At 71.4% G+C, this 6,327-nt stretch carries 4 protein-coding genes and 1 pseudogene; 2 read left to right on the forward strand and 3 right to left on the reverse strand.

Translation table 11 applies throughout. From position 1 onward, the window contains the following. Positions 1-3: 3 nt before the first annotated feature. A complete protein-coding gene (locus BU198_RS36765; protein ID WP_188301147.1) occupies positions 4-1,539 on the forward strand; it encodes a chitinase in 1,536 nt (511 codons plus the stop codon). Between the two features lie 36 nt (positions 1,540-1,575). Here BU198_RS36765 and BU198_RS36770 read toward each other — a convergent pair whose 3' ends face one another. Both BU198_RS36770 and BU198_RS36775 read right to left on the reverse strand, forming a co-directional pair. Then, positions 1,576-2,100 (reverse strand): hypothetical protein, encoded by a 525-nt coding sequence (locus tag BU198_RS36770; RefSeq protein WP_188301148.1) that lies wholly within the window; start codon positions 2,098-2,100, stop codon positions 1,576-1,578. A gap of 312 nt (positions 2,101-2,412) precedes the next feature. Continuing rightward, positions 2,413-5,052 (reverse strand): valine--tRNA ligase, encoded by a 2,640-nt coding sequence (locus BU198_RS36775; RefSeq protein WP_188301149.1) that lies wholly within the window; start codon positions 5,050-5,052, stop codon positions 2,413-2,415. A gap of 190 nt (positions 5,053-5,242) precedes the next feature. Here BU198_RS36775 and BU198_RS36780 point away from each other — a divergent pair, with 190 nt between their 5' ends. Next, positions 5,243-6,121: a hypothetical protein gene (locus tag BU198_RS36780; RefSeq protein WP_188301150.1), complete on the forward strand. Its 879-nt coding sequence runs from the start codon at positions 5,243-5,245 to the stop codon at positions 6,119-6,121. An 85-nt stretch (positions 6,122-6,206) separates the two neighbouring features. Here BU198_RS36780 and BU198_RS36785 read toward each other — a convergent pair. Further along, positions 6,207-6,327: pseudogene (locus BU198_RS36785) on the reverse strand (IS30 family transposase); the annotation flags it as partial.

Here is a 6,327-nt window from a genome sequence, read left to right on the forward strand (position 1 = left end):
GTCATGCCACCTGCCCGACACCGGCGCCCGCGCGCCGTCCACTCGCTGTTCGCCGGAGCGAGCGCCCTGGTCATCGGCCTGGGCGGACTCGTCCTGGCCGGCGGCACCGGCGCCCACGCCGCCGACACCGACCTGATCACCAACGGCGGCTTCGAGACCGGGACCCTGTCCGGCTGGACCTGTTCGAACGGCACGGTCCAGGGCACCACCACCCACTCCGGCACCCGCGCCCTGCAGTCCACCCCGGCCGGGAGCGACACCGGCGAGTGCACCCAGACCGTCGCGGTGAAGCCCTCCTCCTCGTACACCCTGAGCGCCTGGGTTCAGGGCTCCTACGTCTACCTGGGCGCCCGCGGCACCGGCGGCACCGATCCGAGCACCTGGACCCCGGGCGGCACCGCCTGGTCCCAGTTGAGCACCACCTTCACCACCGGCCCCGGCACCACCAGCGTCACCGTCTACCTGCACGGCTGGTACGGGCAGCCGGCCTTCGCCGCCGACGACGTCTCGCTGCTCGGGCCCGGCGGCCAGCCGTCCCCGAGCCCGACCCCCACCCCCACCGACACCGCCTCGCCGAGCCCGACGGCCACCGCCACGGACACCGGCAGCTCCTCCCCGACCGCGACCCCGACCAAGCCCCCCGGCCTGCCCAAGCACATCCTCACCGGCTACTGGCAGAACTTCGACAACGGCGCCACCGTCCAGCGGATCAGCGACGTCCCGGCCGCCTACGACATCATCGCGGTCTCCTTCGCGGACGCCACCGCCACCCGCGGCGGCCTGAGCTTCACCCTCGACCCCAAGCTCTCCTCCCGACTCGGCGGCTACACCGACGCCCAGTTCAAGGCCGACATCGCGGCCAAGCGGGCGGCCGGGAAGCGGGTGGTGCTCTCGATCGGCGGGCAGAACGGCACGGTCTGGGTGGGCGACTCCTCCTCCGCCTCGAACTTCACCAGCACCGCCTGGGCACTGATGCAGAGCTACGGCTTCGACGGGATCGACATCGACCTGGAGAACGGCATCAGCTCCACCTACATGGGGCAGGCGCTGCACGCCCTCGCCGCCAAGGCGGGGAGCGGATTCATCCTCACCATGGCGCCGCAGACGATCGACATGCAGTCGACCGGCATGGAGTACTTCAAGCTGGCGCTGAACGTGAAGGACATCCTCACCATCGTCAACATGCAGTACTACAACTCCGGCGCGATGAACGGCTGCGACGGGAACGTCTACTCGCAGGGCACCGAGAACTTCCTCACCGCGCTGGCCTGCATCCAGCTCAAGGGCGGGCTGCGGCCCGACCAGGTGGGCCTCGGGGTGCCGGCCTCCACCAGCGCCGCGGGCGGCGGGTACGTCGCCGCCGCCACCGTCAACAACGCGCTGGACTGCCTGGCCTCCGGCACCAACTGCGGCAGCTACAAGCCGGACACCAAGTGGCCCGGCATCGGCGGCGCGATGACCTGGTCGACCAACTGGGACGCCCAGGCGGGCGGTCCGGTCGCCAACACCATCGGCTCGCACCTGCACGCCATGCCGTAACCGGCACCGGCAGCCTGTCGGAGGCCCGGGCCGGGTTCAGACCCCGGCCCGGGCCTCCGGCACGTGCGCGGCGCCGCCGTGCCGACGGCGCAACTCGGCGGTGATCTCGGCCAGTTCGCCCTCGGGCAGCAGCGGCAGCATCATCGCGACGCCCTGCAGCAGGCCGCCGAGCAGGAAGGTGGTGTCCGGCGTCGCCGCCACCAGGCCGCGGACCTCGGCCACCCGGCCGTCCGCGACCGCCTCGATCAGCTGGGCGGCGTTCGAGGTCTCCTCGTCCACGTCGACCGCGCCGGTGTCGTCCGGCGCCCGCCTGGCCATCGCCCGCAGCACCTTGTCGCCGACGTCGGGGGCGTACGCCTTGCGGACGGCCTCGGCGGCGATCCAGGTGAGCAGGGTGGTCACCTCGCGCTCGGCGTGCTCGGTGAGCAGCAGGTCCAGCTCCTGGTCGAACGCGAGCTGGTTCCCGTGCCGGAAGGCGAGCAGCAGGGTCGCCGCCCTGGCCTTGGCCTCCCCGACCGCCTCGGCAGGCAGTTCGTCGGCCAACTCCTGGGTCACCACCACGCCATGCCCTCCCGTCCGTCGCTCAGCAGGAACGCTCAGCGGAAACGCCCATTCGGAAACTCCGTGCACACGGTACACATCGGACCTGAAAACTTCCGCGAACGCGCGCGGGCAAGACCTGAATCAATTCGCTCGGAATAGGGCCTCACCCGGTCGCAGGATGATAATTCGCCGGAAGGGAGCAATGTCGCTGGGCTATTAGGCGTAGCGAAAGCGCCCCCCGGAAGCGGCGCCCGGAAGCGATGCCGGAAAACGCCGAGGGGCCGCACCCCGCGCGTCGCGGCGTACGGCCCCTCAGGTCGGTCCGGCGGATCAGCCCTGCGGCAGCGCCGCGAGCTGGGCGGTGATCCGGGCGATGTCGGCCTCGGCGGCCTCCTGGCGGCCGCGGATCTTGGCGACCACCTCGTCCGGCGCCTTGGCGAGGAACGCCTCGTTGCCGAGCTTGGCGGTGGTCTGGGTCTTCTCCTTCTCGGCGGCCGCGAGGTCCTTGGCCAGGCGCTTGCGCTCGGCCGCGACGTCGATGGTGCCGGAGAGGTCCAGCGAGACGGTGGCACCGGCGACCGGCAGCGAGGCGGTGGCCGCGAAGCCCTCCTCCGGGGTGGTCAGCCGCAGCAGCGACCGGATCGCGTCCTCGTGGACGGCGAGCACGGTGCCGGCCAGCTCCAGCCGGGCCGGGACGCGCTGCGCGGGCTGGAGGCCCTGGTCCGAACGGAACCGGCGGACCTCGGTGACCACCTGCTGGAGCGTGGCGATCTCCGACTCGGCGGCCGCGTCACGGTAGCCGCTGTCCTTCGGCCACTCGGCCACGACCAGCGACTCGGCGCCGGTGAGCGTGGTCCACAGCGCCTCGGTGACGAACGGGACGACCGGGTGCAGCAGGCGCAGCGTGACGTCCAGGACCTCGCCGAGCACCCGGCGCGAGGCGTCCGCCTGCGGGCCGCCCTTGGCCAGGGTGGTCTTGGAGAGCTCGACGTACCAGTCGAACACCTCGTCCCAGGCGAAGTGGTAGAGCGCGTCCGTGGCCTTGGCGAACTGGAAGTCGTCGTACAGCGCGTCCACCTTGGCGACGGTGGCGTTCAGCCGCGACAGGATCCAGCGGTCGACCGCGGTCATGTCCTCCGGCGCGGGCAGCGGGCCCGCGGCGGTGGCGCCGTTCATCAGCGCGAAGCGGGTCGCGTTCCAGATCTTGTTGCAGAAGTTGCGCGAGCCCTTGACCCAGTCCTCGCCGATCGGCACGTCCGCGCCCGGGTTGGCGCCGCCGGCCAGGGTGAAGCGGACGGCGTCGGCGCCGTAGGCGTCCATCCAGTCCAGCGGGTCCACCGCGGTGCCGGAGGACTTCGACATCTTCTTGCCGAACTCGTCGCGCACCAGACCGGTCAGGGCGACGGTCTTGAACGGCGCCTCGCCGTCCATCGCGTACAGGCCGAACATCATCATCCGGGCGACCCAGAAGAAGATGATGTCGTGGCCGGTCACCAGGACGTCGGTCGGGTAGAACTTCTCCAGGTCGGCGGTCTTCTCCGGCCAGCCGAGCGTGGAGAACGGCCACAGGCCGGAGGAGAACCAGGTGTCCAGGACGTCCGGGTCCTGGACCCAGCCCTCGCCGGTCGGCGGCTGCTCGTCCGGTCCGACGCAGACGACCTCGCCCTCCGGGCCGTACCAGACCGGGATCCGGTGGCCCCACCAGAGCTGGCGCGAGATGCACCAGTCGTACATGTTGTCGACCCAGTCGAAGTAGCGGCGCTCCAGCTCCTTCGGGTGGATCTCCACCTTGCCGTCGCGGACGGCGTCGCCGGCGGCCTTGGCCAGCGGCTCGACCTTGACCCACCACTGGAGCGACAGCCGCGGCTCGACCACGGTGTGGCAGCGCGAGCAGTGGCCCACGGCGTGCATGTACGGGCGCTTCTCGGCGACGATCCGGCCCTGCTCGCGCAGCGCGCCGACGACGGCCGAGCGGGCCTCCAGCCGGTCCAGGCCGAGGAAGGGGCCGTGCACGGTGATCGCACCGCGATCGTCCATCACGGTCAGGTTGGGCAGGTCGTGGCGCTGGCCGATGGCGAAGTCGTTCGGGTCGTGCGCGGGCGTCACCTTGACGGCGCCGGTGCCGAACTCCGGGTCGACGTGCTCGTCCGCGACGACCGGGATCTCGCGGTCGGTCAGCGGCAGCTTGATGGTGCGGCCGACCAGGTGGCGGTAGCGCTCGTCCTCCGGGTGGACGGCCACCGCGGTGTCGCCCAGCATCGTCTCGGCCCGGGTGGTGGCGACGATGATCGAGTCGTCGCCCTCGCCGTAACGGATCGAGACCAGCTCGCCCGGCGTCTCCTCGTGCTCCACCTCGATGTCGGACAGCGCGGTGAGGCAGCGCGGGCACCAGTTGATGATGCGCTCGGCGCGGTAGATCAGGCCGTCGTCGAAGAGCCGCTTGAAGATGGTCTGGACGGACTGGGAGAGGCCCTCGTCCATGGTGAAGCGCTCGCGGGACCAGTCCACGCCGTCGCCGAGGCGGCGCATCTGGCCGAGGATGCGGCCGCCGTAGCTCTTCTTCCACTCCCAGACCTTCTCGACGAAGGCCTCCCGGCCCAGGTCGTGCCGGGACAGGCCGGACTCGGCGAGCTGCTGCTCGACCTTGTTCTGGGTGGCGATGCCGGCGTGGTCCATGCCCGGCAGCCAGAGCGTCTCGTAGCCCTGCATGCGCTTGCGGCGGGTCAGCGCGTCCATCAGCGTGTGCTGGAAGGCGTGGCCCAGGTGCAGGGCGCCGGTGACGTTCGGCGGCGGGATGACGATGGTGTAGGCGGGCTTGTCGCTCTTCGCGTCCGCCGTGAAGTAGCCACGGTCCACCCAGCGCTCGTACAGCTCGCCCTCTACGTCCGCGGGGGTGTAGGTCGTCGGGAGGGTTGCTGCTTCGTCCCCGGCAAAGGTGCTCACGGGGCGCTGGTTCGTCGTGTCGGTCACGACGCACAGTTTACGTAACCGGAGGACCGGGTCACGAACGGCTTTCGGCCCGCGGCGCCGCCACGCCCGGCCGGGCCCGCACCGGGCACCGTGCGGTAGCGTGCCCGGGCACTCGTCCGGCGGACCGGACGGGCACGGAACGACTCGACACACCACAGGCCGCGGGTGCGGCGGGGGAGCACGGACGCAGATGTACGGCCAGGGACAGCAGTATCCGCAGGGACAGCCGCAGCAGCCCCACGGGGGCCCGCCGCCGCAGTACGGCCAACCCCAGCAGCCCTACGGGGCGCCCCAGCCGCAGTACGGGCAACCCCAGTACGGCCAGCCCCAGCAAGGTCAGCCCCAGTACGGCCAGCCGCCGCAGCAGCCCTACGGCGCGCCCCAGCAGCCGTACGGCGCGCCGCCGCAGGCGCCGTACGGCCAGCCGGGCTACCCGCCCCCTCCGCGGCCCAGGGGCAAGGGCGGCCTGGTGATCGGGCTGGTGATCGGCGCGCTGGTGCTGGGCGGCGGCGGCTTCGCCGCCTGGAAGTTCCTCGGCGGCAGCGACTCGGGCGGCAGCTACCGGATCTCCACCCCGCAGACCCTCCCGGACGGCTACACCCAGAAGTCGGCCAAGGAGGAGGCCGTCGACCCGACCAAGCCCGAGTCGAAGGACGCCGAGAAGTACGGCAGCGGCCTCACCGTCGTGATCGCCAGTTACGCCAAGGGCGGCGACCCGACGGACAGCCTCTCGGTGACCGGCTTCTACGGGACCATCAACGACCCCGGCCAGATCGTCGAGGAGTCCGGGAAGGGCGGCGGCGGCGTCACCTGGACCACCCCGCTGGCCGACTTCCCGGCCAAGGACGACCACGCCTCCTCGGGCCGGCTCTCCTGCGGCGTCTACTCGCTGCTGGGCGGCAAGACCCAGTCCACGGTCTGCATCTGGGCGGACAAGTCGACCTACGCCCGGGTGACCTTCACCAAGGTCAGTGTCACGGCGGCCGGCGTCGGCGGCTCGGCCCTCACCCCCGCCCAGGCCGCCGAGAAGACCCGGGCGATCCGCGACACCATGAAGACCGCCAAGTAGCCGACCCCGGCTCCCGGCCGCGCACGCGAGAGGGCCCCGCACCGGATCCTTGGGTTCCAGTGGTCGTTGCAACACCGTTTGGTTCTCAGGTGGTGAGTAGATCACGTAGACGCTCGGCTGGAGTGTTCCAGCCGAGCGTCTTGCGTGGACGGCCGTTGAGTTCCTGGGCGACGTGTTCGAGGTCTTCGGGGCTGTGGACGCTGAGG

Source organism: Streptomyces sp. CBMA156 (assembly GCF_014596515.1).
In the GTDB taxonomy this organism is placed as follows: domain Bacteria; phylum Actinomycetota; class Actinomycetes; order Streptomycetales; family Streptomycetaceae; genus Kitasatospora.

Coding starts and splice junctions, on each gene's coding strand:
- BU198_RS36780 (WP_188301150.1), top strand. CDS start 5,243: ATGTACGGCCAGGGACAGCAGTATCCGCAGGGACAGCCGCAGCAGCCC.
- BU198_RS36765 (WP_188301147.1), top strand. CDS start 4: ATGCCACCTGCCCGACACCGGCGCCCGCGCGCCGTCCACTCGCTGTTC.